The 17,488-nt window shown below is 73.0% G+C and carries 19 protein-coding genes, 4 tRNA genes and 3 pseudogenes; 6 read left to right on the forward strand and 20 right to left on the reverse strand.

Translation table 11 applies throughout. From position 1 onward, the window contains the following. Positions 1-2 precede the first annotated feature (2 nt). The 14 genes and pseudogenes from rplJ to IPM45_08730 all read right to left on the reverse strand — a co-directional run bounded on the left by rplJ (position 3) and on the right by IPM45_08730 (position 6,936). The gene (gene rplJ / locus IPM45_08665) at positions 3-857 is read right to left on the reverse strand and encodes a 50S ribosomal protein L10 (GenBank protein MBK9179630.1); all 855 of its coding nucleotides are present in this window, start codon (positions 855-857) and stop codon (positions 3-5) included. A 236-nt stretch (positions 858-1,093) separates the two neighbouring features. Next, a pseudogene (locus tag IPM45_08670) lies at positions 1,094-1,180 on the reverse strand (PEP-CTERM sorting domain-containing protein). Positions 1,181-1,256: 76 nt separating this feature from the next. After that, positions 1,257-1,589: pseudogene (locus IPM45_08675) on the reverse strand (PGPGW domain-containing protein). A gap of 57 nt (positions 1,590-1,646) precedes the next feature. Beyond that, positions 1,647-2,357 carry a 50S ribosomal protein L1 gene (gene rplA / locus IPM45_08680; GenBank protein ID MBK9179631.1) on the reverse strand — a complete coding sequence of 237 codons (711 nt, stop codon included), beginning with the start codon at positions 2,355-2,357 and terminating at the stop codon, positions 1,647-1,649. A 78-nt stretch (positions 2,358-2,435) separates the two neighbouring features. Continuing rightward, the gene (rplK, locus tag IPM45_08685) at positions 2,436-2,861 is read right to left on the reverse strand and encodes a 50S ribosomal protein L11 (protein ID MBK9179632.1); all 426 of its coding nucleotides are present in this window, start codon (positions 2,859-2,861) and stop codon (positions 2,436-2,438) included. A 114-nt stretch (positions 2,862-2,975) separates the two neighbouring features. Continuing rightward, a complete protein-coding gene (gene nusG, locus IPM45_08690) occupies positions 2,976-3,704 on the reverse strand; it encodes a transcription termination/antitermination protein NusG (protein ID MBK9179633.1) in 729 nt (242 codons plus the stop codon). Then, a complete protein-coding gene (secE, locus tag IPM45_08695; protein ID MBK9179634.1) occupies positions 3,704-4,000 on the reverse strand; it encodes a preprotein translocase subunit SecE in 297 nt (98 codons plus the stop codon). Before secE ends, nusG begins: the two co-directional genes overlap by 1 nt. Before the next feature lie 34 nt (positions 4,001-4,034). Continuing rightward, positions 4,035-4,107, reverse strand: a tRNA-Trp gene (locus IPM45_08700). 70 nt (positions 4,108-4,177) lie between these two features. Further along, complete coding sequence (locus tag IPM45_08705; GenBank protein MBK9179635.1) at positions 4,178-4,543, reverse strand: hypothetical protein; 366 nt, start codon at positions 4,541-4,543, stop codon at positions 4,178-4,180. A 17-nt stretch (positions 4,544-4,560) separates the two neighbouring features. Then, on the reverse strand, positions 4,561-5,223 hold the full coding sequence (locus tag IPM45_08710; protein MBK9179636.1) for an RNA polymerase sigma factor: 663 nt from the start codon (positions 5,221-5,223) through the stop codon (positions 4,561-4,563). Between the two features lie 18 nt (positions 5,224-5,241). Further along, complete coding sequence (gene rpmG / locus IPM45_08715; GenBank protein ID MBK9179637.1) at positions 5,242-5,403, reverse strand: 50S ribosomal protein L33; 162 nt, start codon at positions 5,401-5,403, stop codon at positions 5,242-5,244. Positions 5,404-5,413: 10 nt separating this feature from the next. Beyond that, a pseudogene (gene tuf / locus IPM45_08720) lies at positions 5,414-6,599 on the reverse strand (elongation factor Tu). Between the two features lie 93 nt (positions 6,600-6,692). Further along, positions 6,693-6,769: transfer RNA gene (locus IPM45_08725), tRNA-Met, on the reverse strand. A gap of 94 nt (positions 6,770-6,863) precedes the next feature. After that, a tRNA-Thr gene (locus tag IPM45_08730) sits at positions 6,864-6,936 on the reverse strand. A gap of 92 nt (positions 6,937-7,028) precedes the next feature. Between IPM45_08730 and IPM45_08735 the strand changes: the two genes are divergently transcribed. Continuing rightward, complete coding sequence (locus IPM45_08735; protein ID MBK9179638.1) at positions 7,029-8,426, forward strand: hypothetical protein; 1,398 nt, start codon at positions 7,029-7,031, stop codon at positions 8,424-8,426. Positions 8,427-8,521: 95 nt separating this feature from the next. Further along, positions 8,522-9,016: an N-acetyltransferase gene (locus IPM45_08740; protein ID MBK9179639.1), complete on the forward strand. Its 495-nt coding sequence runs from the start codon at positions 8,522-8,524 to the stop codon at positions 9,014-9,016. Positions 9,017-9,049: 33 nt separating this feature from the next. Here IPM45_08740 and IPM45_08745 read toward each other — a convergent pair whose 3' ends face one another. Further along, the gene (locus tag IPM45_08745) at positions 9,050-9,538 is read right to left on the reverse strand and encodes a YajQ family cyclic di-GMP-binding protein (GenBank protein MBK9179640.1); all 489 of its coding nucleotides are present in this window, start codon (positions 9,536-9,538) and stop codon (positions 9,050-9,052) included. A gap of 26 nt (positions 9,539-9,564) precedes the next feature. Between IPM45_08745 and IPM45_08750 the strand changes: the two genes are divergently transcribed. Continuing rightward, a tRNA-Tyr gene (locus IPM45_08750) sits at positions 9,565-9,648 on the forward strand. A gap of 42 nt (positions 9,649-9,690) precedes the next feature. Here the strand turns inward: IPM45_08750 and IPM45_08755 are convergent. Genes IPM45_08755 through acs form a run of 3 tightly spaced genes read right to left on the reverse strand, consistent with a single transcriptional unit; the run spans position 9,691 to position 12,894 of the window. Next, the gene (locus IPM45_08755; GenBank protein ID MBK9179641.1) at positions 9,691-10,422 is read right to left on the reverse strand and encodes an MBL fold metallo-hydrolase; all 732 of its coding nucleotides are present in this window, start codon (positions 10,420-10,422) and stop codon (positions 9,691-9,693) included. Positions 10,423-10,426: 4 nt separating this feature from the next. Beyond that, a complete protein-coding gene (locus tag IPM45_08760; GenBank protein MBK9179642.1) occupies positions 10,427-10,915 on the reverse strand; it encodes a hypothetical protein in 489 nt (162 codons plus the stop codon). Between the two features lie 23 nt (positions 10,916-10,938). Next, positions 10,939-12,894, reverse strand: coding sequence for an acetate--CoA ligase (gene acs, locus IPM45_08765; GenBank protein ID MBK9179643.1), 1,956 nt, complete (start codon positions 12,892-12,894; stop codon positions 10,939-10,941). 95 nt (positions 12,895-12,989) lie between these two features. Here acs and IPM45_08770 point away from each other — a divergent pair, with 95 nt between their 5' ends. Next, positions 12,990-13,817 carry a hypothetical protein gene (locus IPM45_08770; GenBank protein MBK9179644.1) on the forward strand — a complete coding sequence of 276 codons (828 nt, stop codon included), beginning with the start codon at positions 12,990-12,992 and terminating at the stop codon, positions 13,815-13,817. Beyond that, the gene (locus IPM45_08775; GenBank protein ID MBK9179645.1) at positions 13,814-14,869 is read left to right on the forward strand and encodes a DUF362 domain-containing protein; all 1,056 of its coding nucleotides are present in this window, start codon (positions 13,814-13,816) and stop codon (positions 14,867-14,869) included. Before IPM45_08770 ends, IPM45_08775 begins: the two co-directional genes overlap by 4 nt. Before the next feature lie 42 nt (positions 14,870-14,911). Here the strand turns inward: IPM45_08775 and IPM45_08780 are convergent, their stop codons facing one another. Further along, positions 14,912-15,604 (reverse strand): type 1 glutamine amidotransferase, encoded by a 693-nt coding sequence (locus tag IPM45_08780; protein MBK9179646.1) that lies wholly within the window; start codon positions 15,602-15,604, stop codon positions 14,912-14,914. Positions 15,605-15,667: 63 nt separating this feature from the next. On the opposite strand from IPM45_08780, the gene IPM45_08785 reads away from it, so the two are divergent. After that, positions 15,668-16,540 (forward strand): SDR family NAD(P)-dependent oxidoreductase, encoded by an 873-nt coding sequence (locus IPM45_08785; protein MBK9179647.1) that lies wholly within the window; start codon positions 15,668-15,670, stop codon positions 16,538-16,540. Between the two features lie 63 nt (positions 16,541-16,603). Here the strand turns inward: IPM45_08785 and IPM45_08790 are convergent, their stop codons facing one another. Continuing rightward, positions 16,604-17,455 (reverse strand): fumarylacetoacetate hydrolase family protein, encoded by an 852-nt coding sequence (locus tag IPM45_08790; protein ID MBK9179648.1) that lies wholly within the window; start codon positions 17,453-17,455, stop codon positions 16,604-16,606. Between the last annotated feature and the right edge of the window lie 33 nt (positions 17,456-17,488).

Consider the following 17,488-nt stretch of genomic DNA (forward strand, 5'->3'; position numbering starts at 1 on the left):
TGTCAGTCCTCCTGGGGAGCGTCGGCCGAGGCCGCGGCGTCGTCGGTCGCCGCCTCGGCGGCAGGGGCGTCGGCCACCTCGGGGGTGGCGTCATCGGGAGCAGCCTCGGCCACCGGGGCCTCGGGCTCGGGGGTCTCGGGCTCGGGCTCGGGGGCTTCGGCCACGGGCGCCTCGGGTTCGGGCGCCTCGGGCTCGGGGGCCTCGGACTCGGGCGCCTCGGCCACGGCCACGGGGGCCTCGGGCTCGGGCGTCTCGGCCACGGCCACGGGGGCCTCGGGCTCGGGCATCTCGGCCACGGCGGTCGCCGTGCCAGCGGCCACGGCCGGCGTCGAGCCGGCCCCGCCCTGGTCGATGAGGGCCTGCAGGCCGTACGCGAAGTTGCGGGGCAGGGCCTGGAGCAGACCGGCGAACTGCTGCAGGGGCGCGGCGAACGCCCCGGCCAGACGGGCCAGCAGCACCTCGCGCGGGGGCAGGTCGGCGAGGGCGGCGACCTCGACCCCGGAGAGCACCTTCTCCCCGAGGAAACCGCCCTTCACCGTGAGGCTGGGGTGCGCCTTGGCGAAGTCGCGCAGGGCCTTGGCCACGGCGGCGGCGTCGCCCTCGACGAAGGCGATGGCCGTGGGCCCGGTGAGCAGCGCCTCGAGGCCCTGCAGGCCGAGGTCGCGCACGGCGAAGCGCACGAGGGTGTTCTTGTAGATCCGGTACTCGCCGCCGGCCTCCCGGAGCGAGCGTCGCAGCTGCGCCATCGCCTGCACGTCGAGGCCGCGGTACTCGGTGAGGAGGGCGGCACTGGCCGACGACAGGCGCTCCCGCACCTCGTCGACCACGGCGACCTTCTCGGGTCTCGGGTTCTCCACGACACCTCCTCTCTCGTTGCTCGGGCACCACCGCACGGGCGGCGCGAAACGGGGCGCTCGCGCGCACGGCACGAACACCCCGGGATGGAGGAGGTGATCGCCTCGTCGGGCGGACCCCGGTCAGGGGCCCCTTCGGCGCCGGAGCGCGACCTCGAGGTCTGCGGCGAGCGTTGGCTTGTCCGGACGATGCTAGGGGGTCCGGCCCGCCTCGGGCAATCCGGGCCCGCCGGGCACCCCGGTCTCGGTGTCGGTGTCGGTGCCGGTCCCGGTGTCGGTGTCGGTGTCGGTGTCGGTGTCGGGGCCGGGGCCGGCACCGGTTCCGGTCGGGCTCCCACGGCCCCGACGACCGGCCCGCCGGACGGTGGCCTGGGCCTTGGCCGCCGCCCGGGCCGCGTGGTCCTTGGCCCGATCGAGGGCCCGCTCGGCCCACGTGAACTCGGTGGCGAGCACGGCGAAGCCGGCGACGATGGCGAGCAAGCCGGGGCCGGGCAGGACCAGCATCACCAGGCCGGCCAGGAGCAGGACGGTCCCGAGCACGGCCACGGCGATGCGCTTGCCGCTCCGCAGGATCCACCGACCGACGATGCGAGGCCCGTGGAGCCCCACCCGCCTCCAGGCCGGCGGCACCGGGGCGACGGCCAGGTCGGCGTCGGTGGCCGGCTCGAGGAGCGGGGCGTCCGCGACCTCGGCGGGCGCATCGTCCCGGGGAAGGCGCGCCGGTTCGGACGTCATACGAAGAAGATTACCGGAAGGTCAACGAACCTGACAGGGGCCGCCGCCGGTACCCCGTCAGGAGCGGGTCTCGACCTCGGGTCGCAGCCTGGACGTGTCGATCTTCACGCCGGGTCCCATCGTGGAGGCCACCGTCACCTTCCTCATGTAGCGGCCCTTGGCGGCCGCCGGCTTGGCCCGCTGCAGCTCGTCGACGACGGCCCGGAAGTTGTCGAGCAGCGCGTCCTCGCCGAAGCTGGCCTTGCCGATGGGCACGTGCACGTTCCCGTAGCGATCGGTGCGGTACTCGACCTTCCCGCCCTTGAACTCGCTCACGGCCCTGCCCACGTCGGTGGTGACCGTGCCGGTCTTGGGGTTGGGCATGAGGCCGCGGGGGCCGAGGATCCGCCCCAGCTTGCCCACCAGGGGCATCAGGTCGGGCGTGGCGATGGCCACGTCGAAGTCGAGCTCGCCCTTCTCCACCCGGGCCGCCAGGTCGTCGGCGCCGACGATCGCCGCCCCGGCCTCGCGGGCCTCGGCGGCGGCCTCGCCCGCGGCGAACACGGCGACGCGCACGTCCTTGCCGGTGCCAGCGGGCAGGGCGACCGTGCCCCGCACCATCTGGTCGGACTTGCGAGGGTCGACACCCAGCCGCACCACCAGCTCGACGGTCTCGTCGAAGCCGGCCGAGGCCAGCGCCTTCACCAGATCGACGGCCTCCGCGGGGCTGTGCAGCTGCTCGCGGTCGAACCGGCGGCTCGCGTCCAGGTACTTCTTGCCCTTCGCCATGTCGGCTCCCTCGTGCGTGGGTGGACGGGTGGTGGGCCGCCGGGCGAGGTCCTCCCGGCCGAGCCCCGATGGTGCGGTCTAGGCGACCGTGATGCCCATCGACCGGGCGGTGCCGAGGATCTGCTCCTTGGCCGCCTCCAGGTCGTTGGCGTTCAGGTCGGGCATCTTCGTCTTGGCGATCTCGGTGACCTGTTCGTCGGTGACCGTGCCGGCCGGGGTGCGGCCCGGCGTCTGCGAGCCCTTCTCGAGCCCGGCGGCCTGGCGGAGCAGCACGGCGGTCGGAGGGGTCTTCAGGACGAACGTGAACGACCGGTCCTCGAAGATCGTGATCTCGACGGGGACGATGGTGCCCGTCTGCGACTCGGTGGCGGCGTTGTAGGCCTTGCAGAAGTCCATGATCGCCACGCCGTGGGGCCCGAGGGCCGTGCCCACCGGCGGGGCCGGGGTGGCCTTGCCCGCGGGGATCTGGATCTTGACGACGGCCGCGACCTTCTTCTTGGCCATGGGTCTGAGCGTTCCTTCCGGTGCGGGCGCCGTGCAACCAGCGCGCGACGGCGACCTTCGATGATGCCCGCTGGCCGCCCCACTCCGCCAGTCGAGCGGCGCGCGACGGCCGGGCTAGAGCTTGGTGACCTGGCTGAACTCGAGCTCGACGGGCGTCTCTCGCCCGAAGATGTTCACCAGCACCTTGAGCTTGAGCTGGTCCTCGTTGATCTCGGCGATCTGGCCGGTGAAGTCCGCGAAGGGGCCCTCCTTCACGCGTACGCTCTCGCCGAGCTCGTACTCGAGGCGGGGCCGGCTGCGCTTGGACGGCTCGGCCCCCTCGACCTTGGGCTTGAGGAACGACTCCACGTCGCGCCGCGGCAGCGACGAGGGCTTGGCGCCCTGCCCCACGAACCCGGTGATCCCGGGCGTGTTGCGGACGACGTACCAGGAGTCGTCGTCGAGGTCGCATCGCACCAGGAGGTAGCCGGGGAACACCTTCTTCTCGACGACCACCTTGCGGCCGTTCTTGAACTCGGTGACGTCCTCCATCGGGATGACGACCTCGAAGATGCGCTCCTCCATGTTCATCGAGGAGATGCGGGCCTCGAGGTTCTGCTTCACCTTCTTCTCGTACCCCGACTGGGTGTGCACGACGTACCACCGGCCCGGCCGGTCGTACGGGCTCTCCTCGGGCTCCTCGTCCTCGGCGAGCTCCTCCTCGAGGAGCTCCTCGGCGGTGACGACGTCGCCGGCGATCACGTCGTCGGGCCCGTCGGCGGTGGCATCGTCGGCCGCGTTGTCGTCGAGCTCCCCCAGCTCGGCCTGCAGGTCGTCGTCGTCCGTGGGGGTGGCGGTGCTCATCAGCGGTACAGGCGGAGGACGGACTGACCGAACAGCCAGTCGAGGCCGGCGATCATGGCGGTGAGGATGACCACGGCGACCAGCACGATGATCGAGTAGTTCACGACCTCGGACCGGGTGGGCCAGGCCACCTTGCGCAGTTCGCCCCGCACCTCGCGCAGGAACTGCACCGGGCTCGTGCGCTGCTCCTTGGGCTTGGGCGTCGGGGCCGCGCGCCGGGCCGCGGTGGGCTGACCGTCGGCGCCCAGCTGCCCCTGGCGCTGCAGCATGCGCTTGGTCTCTCGGTTCATGGACATGGCGTCGTACCCTCGGCGTGACAGCAGGGATGAGCAGGGCAGGAGGGACTCGAACCCCCGACCGCCGGTTTTGGAGACCGGTGCTCTACCAACTGAGCTACTGCCCTAGGGGGGGTTCCCGGGAAGGATAGCAGGGGCACCCCCACCCTCCCCCAGGCGCCCCACGGCCCGCGGCGGTCAACCGGCGAGGCGCACGCGGCCCCGGCGGGACCGGGTCGTGAGCACGATCGCCCCCGCCGCGCCGGCGGCCGTGGCCGCCGCCAGCCCCCCGAGGTAGGCCACCCGGCGGCCGCGGAGCAGGGCCCGCACGGCATGGCGCTCACCGGCCGACTCGACCGCCGCCAACACCTCGGTGACCAGGCCCGGAGCCGGCTGGAGACGCTCGGCCCGCAGCGACCGCAGGGCGCGCAGCAGGCGGCGGTACTGCACCAGCTCGGCCTGGCAGCGCAGGCAGGTCTCCACGTGCTGGCGGGCGCGCGGGTCGGAGATCGGCGTGCCGTCGGCGGCCGCGGGCAGCAGGGCGGCGACCGCCTCACACCGCACGCGACGCCGCCCGCCGGTCACGACACCGCACGGGCCGACTCGCTCGGCTCGTCACCGTCACGCCTGGGGACCAGGTGCTCGCGGAGCTTGCGGCGCGCCCGGTGCAGGCGCACCTTGGCCGCCGACTCCGAGATGCCCAGCTCGGCGGCGATGTCCTCGTGGGTGAGGTCGTACACGTCGCGCAGCACGACCACGGCGCGCAGCCGAGGGGGGAGCTCCCGGAGGGCGTCCGCCAGCTGGGCCCGGAGATGGCCGAGGTCGGCCCGCAGGACGGGGTCGTGGTCGACGTGGAGGTCGACCACCTGGGCCTCGTCGGCCAGGGCCTCGTGGCGGTGGCGGCGACGCCGGCCCAGGTGCGTGGAGGCGCAGTTCGCGGTGATGCGGTACATCCAGGTCGAGAACTGGGCGTCGCCGCGGAACCGCTGGAGGCCGCGGAAGGCCCGCAGGTACGCCTCCTGGACCACGTCGCGCGCGTCCTCCTCGTCGCCCGTGAGGCGGACGGCGAGCGTGTACGTGTCGGCGTAGGTGGCCCGGACCAGGGAGCCGAAGGCGTCGTGGTCGCCGAGCCGGGCCGCCTCGACCAGCTCGGCGATGCCGTCGGGCGGCATCGGCCGCTCGACCGGAGCGGAACCGCCGGGGTCACCGTCGGGCGGCGCGGCGGAGGCTTCGGCCAGCGGCATGCGGGGAGCGTAGGCGGGCTAGCGCGTCTCCTTGTGGACGGTGTGGACCCGGTCCCAGCGGCAGTACTTCTTCAGCTCGATGCGCTCTCGGTCGTTCTGCTTGTTCTTCATGGTGATGTAGTTGCGCCGCTTGCAGGTCTGACACTCCAGGGTGACCTTGACGCGCTTGTCGGATGCCATCGGGTGCTCCCTACTTGACGATCGTGACGACGCGGCCGGCGCCGACGGTGCGGCCACCCTCGCGGATGGCGAAGCGCAGGCCCTCGTCCATGGCGATGGGGCTGATGAGCTCGACGACCATCGGCGTGTTGTCGCCGGGCATGACCATCTCGGTGCCCTCGGGCAGGCTGATCGAGCCGGTCACGTCGGTCGTCCGGAAGTAGAACTGCGGCCGGTAGTTGTTGAAGAACGGCTTGTGCCGCCCACCCTCCTCCTTCGTCAGCACGTACACCTGCGCCTCGAAGTTCGTGTGCGGCGTGATCGACCCGGGCTTGCACAGCACCTGCCCCCGCTCGACCTCCTCCTTCTTCGTCCCCGCAACAACGCCCCGATGTTGTCCCCGCCTGCCCCTCGTCGAGCAGCTTGCGGAACATCTCCACCCCGGTGCACACCGTCTTCTGCGTCGGACGCAACCCGACGATCTCCACCTCGTCACCCACGTGCACCCGGCCCTGCTCCACCTTGCCCGTCACCACCGTGCCCCGACCCGTGATCGTGAACACATCCTCGATCGGCATCAGGAACGGCTTGTCCAGATCCCGCTCCGGCTCCGGGATGAACTCGTCGCACGCCGCCATCAGCTCCAAGATCCCCGGCGTCCACTCCGGATCACCCTCCAGAGCCTTCAACGCCGACAACCGCACCACCGGCGCATCATCACCCGGGAACTCGTACTCGCTCAGAAGCTCCCGAACCTCCAGCTCCACCAGATCCAACAGCTCCGGATCGTCCACCATGTCGGCCTTGTTCAACGCCACCACGATGTACGGCACACCCACCTGACGGGCCAACAGCACGTGCTCACGCGTCTGAGGCATCGGACCATCCGCCGCCGACACCACCAGGATCGCCCCGTCCACCTGAGCCGCACCCGTGATCATGTTCTTGATGTAGTCGGCATGCCCCGGCATGTCCACGTGCGCGTAGTGCCGGTTGTCCGTCTCGTACTCCACGTGCGCGATCGAGATCGTGATCCCCCGCGCCTTCTCCTCCGGCGCCTTGTCGATCTGATCGAACGGCGTGAACGACACCCCCGGATTCGCATCCGCGAGCACCTTCGTGATCGCAGCCGTCAGCGTGGTCTTGCCATGGTCGATGTGGCCCATGGTGCCGATGTTCACGTGCGGCTTGGTCCGCTCGAACCTGGCCTTGCTCACGACGGGTCCTCGCTCACGACGGGTCTTCGCTCCCAGGCGATTCGGTGTTCACACACGACGGGCGGCACCGGCGAGGCGCCGATGGTTGGTGCTTGGTAGCGGCGGTGGGACTCGAACCCACGACAACTCGATTATGAGCCGAGTGCTCTGACCGACTGAGCTACGCCGCCCTGGCGCACGGCCGGAGCCGACGCACGACGGCCCCCGCTTCCCGTGTCCCGTGTCCGGCATCCGGTGTCCGGGGTCCGGGGGGTGGGGGCCGAGAGCCCTCTGTGGGAATCGAACCCACGACACCAGCCTTACCATGGCTGTGCTCTGCCGACTGAGCTAAGAGGGCCCGCCCGGCGACCGGCGCCGGAACCGAAGCATGATAGCGACGGTGCACGGCCCAGCCTCAAGTCGCCGACTCGTGCGGCCGATCCTGGGGGGGTGAGGTACGAGCGCCTGATCTTCGAGGGCGGGCCCACCCCGGTCACCCTCGAGTTCCACCCGCAGCTCACCGTCATCGCCGGCGTGGGACGGGTGGAGCGCGACAGCCTGCTCGGTGAGCTCCTGGGGGCCATGGCCGGCTCCCGCGGGGGCGTGCACCTGCAGCTGGTCGACGACGACAACCGCCACCTCTCCGTCTACCGGCCCGCCGACGCCGCCGGCAAGGTCGTCGACGCGGCGACCACGACCGACGTCAGCGACGACTTCCGCCGCCACGACGGCCGCATCGACCTGCTCGACCGGGTGGGCCTCGACGAGAACCAGGCCCGGCGCCGCCTGCGGATCATCTCGGGCGACGTCGACGCCGCCGAGCGTCACGAGCGGGCCCTGGTCGCCCTGGCCGGGGTGGAGCAGGACCGCCTCTGGGCCTCGGCCGAGCGGGTCCGTGACACCCGGGCCTACCTGCGGGAGCTGGAGGAGACCTTCTCGAGCGCCCCCGAGCGGGTCGAGCTGCTCGAGCGCATCGAGAAGGCCCACCTCGAGGCCGAGAAGGCCCGGCGCCGCAGCGAGGGGTCGGGGTACCGGTCGCTCCTGATCGGCGCGGTCGCCGCCATCGCCACGATCCCGGTGGTGGCCGAGGAGTCGCCGCTGGGGCTGGCCCTGGTCGCGATCTCGGTGTTCGCCCTGGTCGCGTCGATCCTGTTCCGGCGCCGGGCCATCGCCGCCGAGGAGGCCGAGCAGAGGGCCATCAGCGAGGCCGGCGTCACCTCCTATCTCGGTTCGCAGCTGCGCCGCCTGCAGCGGATGCTCTCGGCCGGCGAGCAGCAGCGGCTGCTCGCCTACGCGGCCGAGCGGCGGGACGACGCCCAGCGGGCCTGGCGGGAGATGGCCGGTGGCGTCGAGGCCGACTGGGCCCTCGAGCACCGCGTGGAGATCCTGGCCCTCGCCGGCGCCGACGGCGACGTACCCGTGCCCGACGGCACCCGGCGAGGCGCGATGACCCGGCTGCTCGTGTCCCGGCTGGCCCGGGCCGACTGCTTCGGCACGCAGGGCGTGAGCCTCCCGCTGGTGCTCGACGACCCGTTCGTGCACGTCGAGACCCCCACCAAGCTGGAGCTGCTGGGGCTCGTCAGCCGGCTGGCGGGGCGGCCGCAGCTGCTGCTGCTCACCGAGGACGACCAGGTGGTCGAGTGGGCCCGGCTGGAGGCGCTCACCGGCGACCTCCTGCTGGTGGAGCCGGGCGGGCCCTCGGGCTCGTTCGCACCGCCGGCCGCCGCGGGTGGCTCGGCGTTCGAGCACGTTCGGGCCCAGCCGGGCCCCTACGGGCCGGGCGCGCCCCGGAGCCCCGGGCAGCAGTCGGTGGGCCCGGCCGACGGACCGACCTGGTCGCGCACCTGAGGGCCGCAGCGCCGCCGCCTCACCTGCTCACCTGCTCACCTGCTCACCTGCTCACGCCCCTGGAGGCCGGCAGGCACCCGGTAGCGTGCCCGGCCATGCCCCTCGAGCTCCGCCGGGCCACGCTCTCCGACGCCGAGGCGATCCGGGCGATCTACAACCTCGAGGTCGAGACGTCGACGGTCACCTTCGACCTGGTGCCCCGCAGCCGGGACGAGCAGCGGGCGTGGATCCAGCGGCGCTCGGGTGCCCACGCCGCCGTCGTCGCCGTGGACGACAGCGGCGAGGTGGTCGGCTTCGGGTCGCTGTCCCCCTACCGCGACCGCCCCGCTTACTCCACCACGGTGGAGGACTCGGTGTACGTGCGGCGCGACCAGCAGGGCCGGGGCGTCGGCCGGGCCATCCTGAGCGAGCTCGTGCGGCTCGCCGGGGCGCACGGCTTCCACACCGTCGTCGCCCGGATCGTGGGGGGCCACGAGGCGTCGATCGCGCTCCACCGCTCCCTGGGGTTCGAGATCGTGGGCGTGGAGCGCGAGGTGGGCCGCAAGCGCAACCGCTGGCTCGACGTGGTGCTCATGCAGCGGATGCTGTGACCGCGCCCGGCGCGAGCCGGTGCCCGGGCGCGCTCAGTCTCGGAAGTTGGTGAACTGCAGGGCGATCCCGAAGTCGCCGCCCTTCAGCGCCGCGATCACCGCCTGCAGGTCGTCCTTCTTCTTGCCCGTCACCCGCAGCTGATCGCCCTGGGTCTGGGACTGGACGCCCTTGAGGCCCAGGTCCTTCAGGAACCGGTTCAGCTCACGGGCCTTGTCGGCGGAGATGCCGGCCTGCAGGGTGGCGACCTGCCGGACGGCGCCGCCCGAGGCCTCCTCCACCTTGCCGTAGTCGAGAGCCTTCAGGGAGACGCCCCGCTTCACCAGCTTCTCCTCGAGCACCTGGCGCACGGCGCGCAGCCGGTCCTCGGTGCCCGACCGCAGGGTGAGCTGGAGGTCGGTCTGCTCGATGCTCGAGTCGGTGCCCTTGAAGTCGAACCGGTTGGCCAGCTCCCGCTGCGCCTGGTCGACGGCGTTGCGCACCTCCTGCTTGTCCACCTCGGACACCACGTCGAAGCTGGGCATGACGAGACGCTATCGTGACCGATCCTGGGTCGGTGCCCGAGTGGACAAAGGGAGCAGGCTGTAAACCTGCCGCTTCGGCTACGGAGGTTCGAATCCTTCCCGGCCCACCACCAACCTCGACGCCCCGCTGCGGCGGGGCGTCGTCGCGCCGCTCAGGGGCGCGAGCGCGCCGCCAGGTAGGCGTCGATCAGCTCCACGAAGCGCGCCCGGCCGAAGCTCGGGAGGTGACCGCCGTGCACGACCCGCACCGGCAGGGCGCGGAGCCGCTCCATGCTGCGCACGTAGGCATCGACGTCGGAGCCGGGGAGGTCATCGAGGAGCTCGCCGTCGTACACGGTGTCCCCGGAGAACAGGATCCCGGTCCGCTCCTCCCACAGCGCGATGCCCCCCGGCGAGTGGCCGGGGACGTGGAGCACCTCCAGGTGCCGGTCGCCCAGGTCGACGACGTCGCCGTCGTCGAGCAGCAGGGTCGCCGGTGCAGGCGTTACCTGGTAGCGATCGGAGCGGAAGCCCCCCGGGGGGAGCCGGTCGAACATGTCGTCGGTCACGAACGGCTCGGCGAGGGTCGCCGCCCGGCCCGGCGCCGCCAGCAACGGGGCCTCCGCCCGGTGGACGGCCCGCTCGGCGAACTCGTGGTGGGCACCGATGTGGTCGAAGTGGGTGTGCGTGGCCACGGCCAGCACCCGCCGCTCGGCGAGCCGGGCCACCTGCTGGCGCAGGCCGACCACCCCCATGCCCGAGTCGACGAGCACGTCGCGGTCGCGGCCCCGCACGTGCCAGACGTTGCAGCGGTAGAAGGCCTTGATGTGCGGCTCGTGGACGTGGGTCACGCCGTCGGCCAGCGGAGTGACCTCGAACCAGTCGTCGGCGCTGGCGATCCGCACGGCGCTACCGGTCGTAGTAGCCGGAGTGGATGTACACGCAGGGCACGTCCTCGGCGTGGAACATGTCGACGTTGCGACGGTCGTCCTCGAAGGCGAGCTGGAGGTCGAAGCCCAGCTCGCGCAGCTCCCCCACGGTGCGCTGCTTGAAGGTGGTGGACGCCTGGTAGTCGCCGTACTCCCGCATGATCAGCAGGTCCCAGCGCAGGTCGTAGCGGTGCAGCCAGGCGAGGGTGGCCGGCTGGACCCGGATGGGCCGGGCCGTGAGCAGGATCACGACCAGGTGCTCCTGCAGCAGGTGCAGCAGCGCTGCGACCTCGTCGATGAGGGGGTCGTCGCCGCACGCCGCGAAGAAGGCCTCCCAGTCCTTGCGCCCCTCGTCGAGGTAGTGCTGGCGCCCCGCCGCGTCGGAGAGCACGCCGTCGAGGTCGAACACCACCGCCGCGCCCGTGCCGACGGGCCCGGCCCTCCAGCGGTAGTGGTCGGGGACCTCCACGGCGACGACCGGCCCGGAGGCGGTCAGCCCTCCTGGGGCGAGATCGTGGCTCGGGTGCGGATCTCGTCCACCACCGAGGCGTCGGCCAGCGTGGTCGTGTCGCCGAGATCACGGCCCTCGGCCACGTCGCGGAGCAGCCGGCGCATGATCTTGCCGCTGCGGGTCTTGGGGAGGTCGGGGGTGAAGACGATCGTCTTCGGCCGGGCGATCGGGCCGATGTGCTTGGCCACGTGCGCGCGGAGCGCCTCGCCGTGCTCGGCGTCGGCGTCGATGCCACCGACCAGCGTGACGAAGGCGATGATCGCCTGGCCGGTCAGGTCGTCCTTGGCGCCCACCACGGCGGCCTCGGCGACCGTAGGGTGCGCGACGAGGCTCGACTCGACCTCGGTGGTCGAGATGCGGTGACCGGACACGTTCATGACGTCGTCGACCCGACCCAGCAGCCAGAGGTAGCCGTCGTCGTCGACCTTGGCGCCGTCGCCGGCGAAGTAGCGGCCGGGGAACCGGCTCCAGTACGTGTCGCGGTAGCGCTCGGGGTCACCCCAGATGCCCCGGAGCATCGACGGCCACGGCCGGGTGAGCGTGAGGTAGCCGCCGCCCCGCTCGACCACATGGGCCTCGTCGTCGACCACGTCGGCGCCGATGCCCGGCAGCGGGAACGTGGCCGAGCCGGGCTTGGTGGTGGTGCAGCCGGGCAGCGGGCTGATCATGATCCCGCCGGTCTCGGTCTGCCACCACGTGTCGACGACGGGGCACCGGCCGCCACCGACGTGCTCCTGGTACCACATCCACGCCTCGGGGTTGATGGGCTCACCCACGCTGCCGAGGAGGCGCAGGGACGACAGGTCGTGCTTCTCGAGCTCCTTGGTCCCCCACTTCATGAACGTCCGGATGGCGGTGGGCGCTGTGTAGAGGATCGTGACCCCGTACCGCTCGACGATGTCCCACCACCGGTCGCGGGCCGGGAAGTCGGGGGTTCCCTCGTACATGACGCTGGTGGCACCGTTGGCGAGGGGCCCGTACACGATGTAGCTGTGGCCCGTGACCCACCCGATGTCGGCGGCGCACCAGTAGACGTCGGTGTCGGCGTGGAGGTCGAAGACGTACTTGTGGGTGAACGCCACCTGGGCGAGGTAGCCGCCGGTGGTGTGCATGATCCCCTTGGGCTTGGCCGTCGTGCCCGAGGTGTACAGCAGGAACAGCAGCTGCTCGGCGTCGACGGGCTCGGCCGGGCACGCACGCTCGGCGTCGGCCATCAGCTCGTGCCACCAGCGGTCGCGGCCCCGCTCCATGTGGACGTCCTGGCCGGTCCGCCGCACCACCACCACGTGCTCGATCGACGGGGTGCTCACCAGCGACACGTCGGCGTTGGCCTTGAGCGGCACGATGCTGCCCCGACGCCACCCGCCGTCGGCGGTGATCAGCACCGTGGCCTCGGCGTCGTTGATGCGGTCGGCCAGGGCGTCGGAGGAGAACCCGCCGAACACCACCGAGTGGGCCGCGCCGATGCGGGCGCACGCCAGCATGGCCACCGCCAGCTCGGGGATCATCGGGAGGTAGATGTTCACCCGGTCGCCGCGCTGCACGCCCAGGCCCTTCAGGACGTTGGCGAACCGCTGCACCTCGCCCAGGAGGCCGGCGTAGGTGATGGTGCGGGTGTCGCCGGGCTCACCCTCCCAGTGGAAGGCCACCTTGTCGCCCCGGCCGGCCGCCACGTGGCGGTCGAGGCAGTTGTGGCTCACGTTCAGGGTGCCGCCCACGAACCACCTGGCGAAGGGGAGGTCCCACTCGCAGATCGTGTGCCAGTCGGTGGCCCAGTCGAGCAGCTCGGCGGCCTGGCGGGCCCAGAACCCCTGGTAGTCGGCCGCGGCCTCGTCGTACAGGTGCGTGTCGGACACGAGCGCGGCCCGCGCGAACCCGTCCGGGGGCGGGAAGGTGCGCTTCTCCGAGTAGTAGTCCTCGATGGTCGGCTCGCTCATCCCCCTGCTCTCCCCGTGGACGAGGTGCGTGGCCGCCGGAGCCTACCCGCCGGCTGCCACCGCTCGGCCGGTGGTCACGGCGATACTGGCGAGCGGTGCGCAGGGCCATCCACGACACCTTCCTCGCCGCGCTGGGCGCGGCCCGCTCCCCCGTCGGCGGCTGGGGCCCCAGGCCGGGCGCGCCGGCCGAGGCGGAGCCCACCGCGCTGGCCTGCCTCGCGCTCGACGACGCCCGGGGCCGGGCCTGGCTCGAGGCGGACCAACGGCCCGACGGGGCCTTCGGCCTGATCGAGGGCCGGGTCCGCAACGACTCGTCCACCGCCCTGGGGGCCCTGGCCCTGCCGCCGGGGCCGGCTCGCGAGCGGGCCCTCGACCACCTCGTCGCGAGCCGCGCCGGGCTGTTCCCCTCGAACGAGGCCACCCCGCACAGCGAGGAGGTGCAGGGCTGGGGGTGGACACCGCAGACGTTCGCCTGGGTGGAGCCCACGTCGCGGGCGCTGCTCGCTCTGCGCCGGCTCCGGCCCACCGCCCGGCTGGCGATCGACGACGCCGTCGGCACCCTCGCCGACAGGGAGTGCGTCGGCGGGGGGTGGAACTACGGCAACCGCGTGGTGCTGGCCGAGGAGCTCGAGCCCTTCGGGCAGACCACCGCCGTCGCCCTGCTGGGCCTGCAGGGATCGCCGGGCGATCTCACCCGGCGCGGCGTCGACGTGCTCCAGGGCCTGTGGCGCCGGGAGCAGGGCGGGCTCACGCTGGCCCAGGCCGCGGCCGCGCTCCGCCTGCTGGGCGAGGACGTCACGGAGGTCGAGGTGGCCCTGGCCGAGCGCTATGCGGCCACGGCGTTCCTCGACGACGTGGTGGCCCTGGCCTGGGCCGCCATCGCCACCGGCCCCCGGCTCGACCGGCTGAGGATCCCGTCGTGACCCCGGTGAGCCGGCGGACGTTCCTGCTGCGATCGGCCGAGGTCGGCCTGGGCGTGGCCGCCGTGGGCCTGGTGGGTGCCCGGCTGCTCCGCGGCGAGCACGAGCCGTGGGACGCCCGGGCCTTCCCGCCGCCGGGCGCCAGCAGGGTGGCCGTGCTCCCGGCGGCGTCGTACACCGGCGACCTCGAGGGCACGGTGTCGGACGGCCTGCGCGCCGTCGGCGCCGATCTCCGGGGACGCTCGGTGCTGCTCAAGCCGAACCTGGTGGAGTACGACGCCGGCACCGTGATCAACACCGACCCACGCCTGGTGGCGGCCGCGGTCGTCGCGGTGCGCCGGCTCGGCGCGGTCGACGTGGTCGTGGGCGAGGGTCCCGGGCACCGCCGCGACACCGAGTTCGTGGTCGCGACGTCGGGCCTGGCCGACGCCCTCGGAGCCGTCGAGGCGCCCTTCACCGACCTCAACACCGCGGCCATGGCACCGCGGCGCCTCGAGAGCCACTACACGGGGCTGCGCGACCTGTGGCTGCCGGAGCCGGTCCTGGGCGCCGACGTCGTGATCTCCATGCCCAAGATGAAGACCCACCACTGGGCCGGGGTGACGCTGTCGATGAAGAACCTCTTCGGCACCATGCCGAGCCGCCTCTACGGGTGGCCCAAGAACGTGCTGCACTGGGCCGGCATCGCCCAGAGCATCCTCGACATCACCGGCGCGGTGCGGCCGGCCTACGCCATCGTCGACGGGATCGTGGGCATGGAGGGCGACGGCCCGATCAAGGGAACGCCCGTCGACGCGGGGGTGCTCGTGTTCGGCAACGACCCTGTGGCCACCGACGTCACCGCCACCATGGTGATGGGCCTCGACCCCGAGCGGGTCGACTACCTCGTCGAGGCCGGGCGGTTCCTGGGGCAGGCCGACCCGGCGAGGATCCGCCAGGAGGGGGAGGACCCCGAGGCCGTGGCCGTGCCCTTCAGCGTCCTCCCCCGGTGGCGCCGCCTGCAGGTGGGCGCGCCCGCCGACGAGGGGAGCGGCGGGCCCGACGCCCCGGCCTGACGGCGACCGGGGCCCGACGGGGTCGCGGCACGGAGCCCGGGCTCACCCGAACGCCGAGTCGAGGAAGTGGTCGACGAGCCGGTGGCACGCGAGCCGGGCCACCGGCAGGTGCCGCTCGCCGGCGGCCAGGATGGCGGCGCCGTCGAGGTTCTCCCGGCTCAGCTCGCCGTGACCGTCGATAACCCACGAGCGCAGGATCTCCCCGGTGACCTCGGGGTGGAACTGCACCGCGAGATGGGGCCCGACCCGGAAGGCCTGCGGGCCGACCGGGCTCCGGGCCAGCTCCACGGCCCCGTCGGGGACGGTGAAGGTGTCGCCGTGCCACTCGAACCACGGGCCGGGCGGGATCACGTCGGGCACGTCGGACTCCACCGTGTACCAGCCGATCTCCGGCCGTGCGGCCCGGCCGACCACGCCGCCCAGCGCCGCCGACATGGCCTGCGCGCCGAAGCAGATCCCGAGCACGGGCAGGCCGGCCTCGACGGCGGCCCGGATGGTGGCGAGCTCGGTGTCCATCCACCAGGCGAAGGCGGGATCGTCGACCGACCACACCGACCCGAGGGGCACGAGCACGTCGAAGCCGTCGAGGGACGGGAGGGGCTCGGGACCACCCCGCACCGCGACCACCACCTCGATCCCGCGCTCGGACAGGCGCTCGCCCACGAAGCCCGGGGCGGTTGCGTCGTCACCGATCGCCAGCGCCCGACGGTCGGCGGCGATCCGGGGTCGAGCCATGACACCGCCAGTCTGGCAGCGGGCCCCTACAGTCCGCACCGGGAGCGCCGCAGAGGAGGGGCCATGGGGGAGCGGTTCCGACTGGCCGGGGCGCACGCCGTGGTCACCGGCGGTTCGAGCGGCATCGGCCTGGCCACGGCGCGGGCCCTCGCCGGGCGCGGGGCGGCCGTCTCGCTCGTTGCCCGCGACCCCGGGCGGCTCGCCGCCGCGGCCCGCTGCGCCCCCGGGGCGGGGGCGCCCTTCGCGACCGCCTCCGCCGACGTCGCCGACGGGGTGGCGCTGGCCGCGGCGATCACGGCGCTGGAGGCGACGCAGGGACCCACCGACATCCTGGTGGCGTCGGCCGGCGTCACCCGGCCGGGCCACTTCGCCGCCCTCCCCGAGGCCGAGTTCCACCGGCAGATGGACGTGAACTACTTCGGCACGCTCCACGCCATCCGCGCCGTCGCCCCCGGCATGGTGCGCCGCGGTCACGGCAGCATCGTGTGCATCTCCTCGGCCGCGGGCCTGCTCGGCGTGTTCGGCTACTCCGCCTACGGCCCCACCAAGTACGCCGTGCGTGGGCTGGCCGAGACGGTGGGCGTGGAGCTGCGACCCCACGGGGTGCAGGTGGCGGTCGCCTACCCGCCCGACGTCGACACGCCGATGCTGCACGGTGAGGCGCCCCTCAAGCCGCCCGAGCTGGTCGCCCTCTCGGGCTCCATCAGGCCCCTGTCGGCCGAGCGGGTCGCGGCGGCGATCGTCGACGGCATCGAGCGCCGTCGGTGCGTGATCGTGCCCGACCCGTCCACGAGGGTGCTGCGGGTGGTGGCCGGCGCGGCCCCGGGCCTCACCCGGCGGGTCACCGACCTGTTGGTGGCACGCGCCCGGGCGGCCCGGCCGACGCGCCCGATCGGCGCCCCGATCCTCGAGGAGGGAGACCAGAGGTGGCGGTGATGCGCACCGGAGGCCGCCGCACGCCGTCCACCTGGCGGCGCCGCAACGAGCCGGCGACCACCCTCAGCCGGCGACCACCGGGTTGCGCATGACCCCCACGCCCGGGATCTCGGTCTCCACCACCATGCCCGGGCGCAGGAACACCGGCGGGGTGCGGCTCTCCCCGACCCCGCCGGGGGTGCCGGTGAAGACCAGGTCGCCGGGATGGAACGTGACGAATCGCGTCAGCCACGCCAGCAGCGCCGGGACGGAGAAGATCAGGTCGCTGCTCGAGCTCCGCTGCAGCTCGGCGCCGTCGACCCGGCCCACGATGCCGATGTCGTCACGGTCGTCCAGGGCGTCGGGGGAGACCAGCACCGGGCCGATCGGACCGAAGGTGTCGTAGCTCTTGGCCAGCGTGAACTGCCTGGCCGGGGGGCGGAACTGCTCGCCCCGGTCGGAGACGTCCTGACCGCAGGTGACGCCGGCGAGGTGGCTCCAGACGTCGCGCTCCGCCACCGCCTTCATGGTGCGGCCGACGACGACGACGATCTCCGCCTCGAAGTCGACCTGATCCCGGCCGGCCGGCACCACGATGGGGTCGAAGGGGCCGGCGACGCAGCTCGTGAGCTTGGCGAACACGTGGGGCTCGTCGGGGATGCTCAGCCGCGACTCCTCGGCGTGCGAGCGGTAGTTGAGGGCGGCGGCGACGATCTTGCCGGGCCTCGGCACGGGGGGACCGAGGTGGGTGGGGTCGAGCTCGGGCAGGTTCCAGGGCTCGGCCGCGGCGAGCAGCTCGCGCAGCCGGGGGTGGACCGCGAGGTCGGTGACGACCATGGGGTCGGATGACAGCTCGCCCCCGCTGGCCCGCTCGACGTCGACCACCCGGCCGTCGACGACGAGTGACGCCCGCCCACCCACGTTGGCCATCCGCACGCCGGTCCCTCCCCCTGGCTGGTCGTTCGCGCC

Source organism: Acidimicrobiales bacterium (assembly GCA_016716005.1).
Classification (GTDB): Bacteria; Actinomycetota; Acidimicrobiia; order Acidimicrobiales; family JADJXE01; genus JADJXE01.

Bases quoted from the DNA above. Each gene is read 5' to 3' on its own strand.
- IPM45_08745 (MBK9179640.1), bottom strand. From the start codon at position 9,538: ATGCCCAGCTTCGACGTGGTGTCCGAGGTGGACAAGCAGGAGGTGCGC.
- IPM45_08710 (MBK9179636.1), bottom strand. From the start codon at position 5,223: ATGCCGCTGGCCGAAGCCTCCGCCGCGCCGCCCGACGGTGACCCCGGC.
- IPM45_08740 (MBK9179639.1), top strand. From the start codon at position 8,522: ATGCCCCTCGAGCTCCGCCGGGCCACGCTCTCCGACGCCGAGGCGATC.
- IPM45_08780 (MBK9179646.1), bottom strand. From the start codon at position 15,604: ATGGCTCGACCCCGGATCGCCGCCGACCGTCGGGCGCTGGCGATCGGT.
- IPM45_08785 (MBK9179647.1), top strand. From the start codon at position 15,668: ATGGGGGAGCGGTTCCGACTGGCCGGGGCGCACGCCGTGGTCACCGGC.
- rplK (MBK9179632.1), bottom strand. From the start codon at position 2,861: ATGGCCAAGAAGAAGGTCGCGGCCGTCGTCAAGATCCAGATCCCCGCG.
- nusG (MBK9179633.1), bottom strand. From the start codon at position 3,704: ATGAGCACCGCCACCCCCACGGACGACGACGACCTGCAGGCCGAGCTG.
- acs (MBK9179643.1), bottom strand. From the start codon at position 12,894: ATGAGCGAGCCGACCATCGAGGACTACTACTCGGAGAAGCGCACCTTC.
- rplA (MBK9179631.1), bottom strand. From the start codon at position 2,357: ATGGCGAAGGGCAAGAAGTACCTGGACGCGAGCCGCCGGTTCGACCGC.
- secE (MBK9179634.1), bottom strand. From the start codon at position 4,000: ATGTCCATGAACCGAGAGACCAAGCGCATGCTGCAGCGCCAGGGGCAG.
- rpmG (MBK9179637.1), bottom strand. From the start codon at position 5,403: ATGGCATCCGACAAGCGCGTCAAGGTCACCCTGGAGTGTCAGACCTGC.